This is a genomic window from Stenotrophomonas sp. 2YAF22 (assembly GCF_052114665.1).
Classification (GTDB): Bacteria; Pseudomonadota; Gammaproteobacteria; order Xanthomonadales; family Xanthomonadaceae; genus Stenotrophomonas; species Stenotrophomonas indicatrix.
This window is the reverse complement of record NZ_JBFRFE010000465.1, coordinates 1-3,478: the sequence shown is the minus strand read 5'-3', so window position 1 is coordinate 3,478 and position 3,478 is coordinate 1. Positions and strand designations below refer to the sequence as shown.

Genomic DNA, 3,478 nt, shown 5'->3' with positions numbered 1-3,478 from the left:
AGCCAATTGCATCCATGGCCGGGTGGTCAAGCGCCAGTACGGCCATGCCGCCCTCGACGTCTGCGGTTCCGAAGCCACCGCGCTCGCTGCCCTTGTGGTCGTACAGCACCATGCCCGCCACATTGAAGGCTCGCTTGTACTGGATGCCATCGATGATGGGCGGTGGCGTCTGGCCCGAGAGCGTCATCCGGATCACCCCGTTCTCGTCGACGATATCGATCCGCCGCGCTGTGATGCGTTCTTTGTCGGGAGCATCCACGCGGGTCTGCGGCGAGGTGCTGACGATCACCTTCTGCAGCTGCTCGATCGAGGGGCGTTTGGGGCTGGTGGTTTCCGCCGCCAGAGCGGCCATGGAAAAAGAAGAAAACGCGATGGCGGTTGCAATGCAGTGTGCTCGATTCATGGGTTCTCCCAGGGCCAGGAATGATTCACGCGCGGATACGGGACTACGCCGRCCATGTCAGCCACGCGCCCGGCTCGACGAACTGCACGGCCACGGCACGGTCACCGGCTGCCTTGCGAAGTCGTCCAAGCGGGTCGTCCACTTCCGCATAGTTGTCCATTCCGCTGATGCCATAGTGAATGGGCACCAGCGTGCGTGCGCCGAGGATTGCCGCCGCTGCCACCGCCTGCTCCGGCGTCAGTACGCCAGGCTGGCCACTTACTGGCTTGCGCCAGCCGAACGTGGCGCCATTGATGGGGAGGAAGGCCGCATCGAACGGTCCGAACTGGCGCCCGATACGCCACCAATGGCCGTGCCATTGGGTGTCGCCGCCATGGAAGATGCGTCGGCCGCCTGCTGTTACCACCCAGGACACCTGCGTATCGCCGTAGCCGTCCGATGCCGGTACCGGCGTTGCAGTGAAGTCGCCCAGCAGTTGGGGCTCCCATAGCGCGCTCGGCCGTGCACGTGCGGCTGCCGGTAGCGGCATGGGCTGCAGGCCGGCTGGATATGCGAGTGTTCCCCCTTTGCTGAGCGCCGCCGCAACCGCATCTGCATCGAAGTGATCGGAGTGGGTGTGGGTGACCAGCACGTGGCTTTCGCCCAGCGCATCGTTCACCGGCACCAGCCGGTCCGGCAACGCCTTGCCCCACGTTGCGGGATTCACCAGCGGATCAATCAGCAGCGTGCTCTCCGGCAATTGCAGCCGCACCCCGGCCCACGCCAATCGCTGGGCGCGCAGGCTGCGCATCGCCGCCGGTGGCGCTGCGGCGCCGGCAGGGACCAGCGCAGCAGCGGCCACACCGGCGCAACGGGCAAGGAAGCGTCTGCGACTGCCCAGCGCCGGTGCGTTGACGGCATCGTGTTTCATGCGGCCTGCTCCCTTGCTGCCAGCGCAGCGTCCAGGGAGAAGATCGACTGCGCGACGATCGCCGTGAGATTGTGTCCATGCCATTCTCGTTCGAATGCCGTCGGCGTTACCCCCGACGCGATGCAATCCTCCAGTCTGATGGCTGCCATCAGCGCCGTGGTCTCCGTCGGCGCAGTTCGCAGCCGGATATCCACGACGATCTCCTGCATCCGCTGCAGGTAGTGGAGTGCATTGCCCAGCACCGCCGCATCGAAGACCCCGATATGCCCGCCGACCACCCTGCTGCGCCCGAACTGCTGGATACGGCCGATGGCGGCGCGCTGCAGCGCCGGGTCCGACCGGGAGAGATAGACGATGTTGCCGACGATGTTGTCGCCCACGCAGACCAGATCGGCGCTCGGCACATCCACGCTCATGTGGTCCATCGTCTTGCCGGGGTTGTACAGGAAGCGCAGCTGGTGGCGCCCCCAGCGCATGGCGAGATTGTCGAACACGATATCGGGATCGCGGTAGCGTGATGCCACCGGTTGGTTCTGCGAAAGAAAGGCATGCCGGTGATGGCGGTGCGCCAGGGTCAGCGCCTCCGGAAACAGCGTCATGCCACAGATGTGGTCGCTCATGAAATGGGTGGCGGCAACCAGTCGTACCCTCTTGCCCATCTGCCCGTGCAGTACGTCCCGCAACCAGGCGGCATCCTCCTCGCTGCCCAACGCGTCCACCAGCAGCACCTGGTCTCCGTTGACGAAGGCGGTAGCGACCGATTCAACCTGGTCACCGACGAACATCAGCACATCTGGGGCAAGCTCCTGAATTCGCACGGCGGGCTTTCCGGGTGGGAGGATCGGCATCATCACCAACTCATGCGGCACCCGGCAAACGAGTAGTTCTACGCTTCGCGTTAGAAAAATTCATGCGCTACGATGACAGGGCCCCTGCTTTGGATGGTGCCCGTGAAAGCCCGCCCCACTGCCCCACTGAATGCGCTGCGCACGTTCGAAGCGGCTGCCCGCCACCTCAGCTTCAATCAGGCGGCGCGCGAACTGTTCGTCACCCCGGCTGCGGTCAGCCATCAGGTCAAACACCTCGAGGCCTATCTGGGCGTAAGCCTGTTCCAGCGCAATCACCGCGCCGTGGCGCTCACATCAGACGGCGCGGCGCTGGCAACAACGGTCGGCGATCTACTTGGGCAGCTGGACCTGGCGTTGGAGCGCGCCAGGACGCGCGCACCACACGAGCTGCGGGTGACAACCATGGAGTCGTTCGCCGCGAAATGGCTGGCCCCAAGGCTGCACCGCTTTCACCATGCGCACCCCAATGTCCGGGTGCGCATCGACACCGGCAATGAACACGCCGACTTTCTGCGCGGAGGATTCGATGTCGGCATCCGCTACGGTGCAGGCAACTACACCGGCGTGCGTGCTGAGCTGCTGTTGAAGGCGCCGGTATTCCCTGTGTGCTCGCCCGCGCTGCTGGCCGGCACTGCTGGCCGGCTGCAGCGGTCTGATGATCTGCGCCACTGCACGTTGTTGCACGATGAAAGTGCCACGGACCGCCCCGGCGTGCCGGCGTGGTCACACTGGCTGGAGGCCGCCGGCGCCATCAACGTCAATGCCAGCGCCGGGCCGGTCTTCCCCAGCATCTATCTTGCGCAGGAAGCGGCGGTGGCCGGCCATGGCGTGGCGCTCGGCGTGGCGCCGCTGGTGGAAGACGATCTCCGCCAAGGCAGGCTGGTGAAACCCTTCAGCCTGGAGCTGGAGAACCGTTACGCATTCTGGTTGATCCGTCGCGAGAGGGCTCAGGACCGCCCCGATGTGCAGGCGTTCTGCCAATGGCTGGGTGAGGAGTGCAGTGATCGGCCATGACAGGCCCATGCGTGTCATGACGGTTCATCGGCAACAGGTGAGCGGGTCGTGTGCGCATCGCCTGCACGCATCCGGTAGTGCTCCACCCACTCCATGGTTGGTGCGATACCGCCGAAGGGAAACAGATGCGGGCTGACCTGCCCATGGGCTTCGGTCAAGCCCTCTGCCAGGCGGTCCACGAACACATCCGGCCCGGCCCTTCCCAGCAGGCGGCCGATGGAGATGCCGTAGCGGGACAGCATCGAGGTGCTTGCAGCGACGCCGCACATGGCCGCATAGCGTACAAGCCGCGCGATGCTGGCC

The 3,478-nt window shown here is 65.3% G+C and carries 3 protein-coding genes and 2 pseudogenes; 1 reads left to right on the top strand and 4 read right to left on the bottom strand.

Annotated features, from left to right (window positions below; translation table 11 throughout):
- From AB4Y84_RS16525 to AB4Y84_RS16515, 3 genes and pseudogenes are all read right to left on the bottom strand, one after another.
- Positions 1–403 (bottom strand): annotated as a pseudogene (locus AB4Y84_RS16525) (hypothetical protein); the annotation flags it as partial.
- A 43-nt stretch (positions 404–446) separates the two neighbouring features.
- A complete protein-coding gene (locus AB4Y84_RS16520) occupies positions 447–1,313 on the bottom strand; it encodes an MBL fold metallo-hydrolase (RefSeq protein WP_442250463.1) in 867 nt (288 codons plus the stop codon).
- Positions 1,310–2,164, bottom strand: a complete 855-nt coding sequence (locus tag AB4Y84_RS16515) for an MBL fold metallo-hydrolase (RefSeq protein WP_025874531.1) — start codon at positions 2,162–2,164, stop codon at positions 1,310–1,312. The genes AB4Y84_RS16520 and AB4Y84_RS16515 overlap by 4 nt, the downstream gene beginning before the upstream one ends.
- 99 nt (positions 2,165–2,263) lie before the next feature.
- Between AB4Y84_RS16515 and gcvA the strand changes: the two genes are divergently transcribed.
- Positions 2,264–3,175 (top strand): transcriptional regulator GcvA, encoded by a 912-nt coding sequence (gene gcvA / locus AB4Y84_RS16510; RefSeq protein WP_202968387.1) that lies wholly within the window; start codon positions 2,264–2,266, stop codon positions 3,173–3,175.
- A gap of 14 nt (positions 3,176–3,189) precedes the next feature.
- Here gcvA and AB4Y84_RS16505 read toward each other — a convergent pair.
- Positions 3,190–3,478, bottom strand: a pseudogene (locus tag AB4Y84_RS16505) (methylenetetrahydrofolate reductase); the annotation flags it as partial.

Bases quoted from the DNA above. Each gene is read 5' to 3' on its own strand.
- AB4Y84_RS16515 (WP_025874531.1), bottom strand. From the start codon at position 2,164: ATGATGCCGATCCTCCCACCCGGAAAGCCCGCCGTGCGAATTCAGGAG.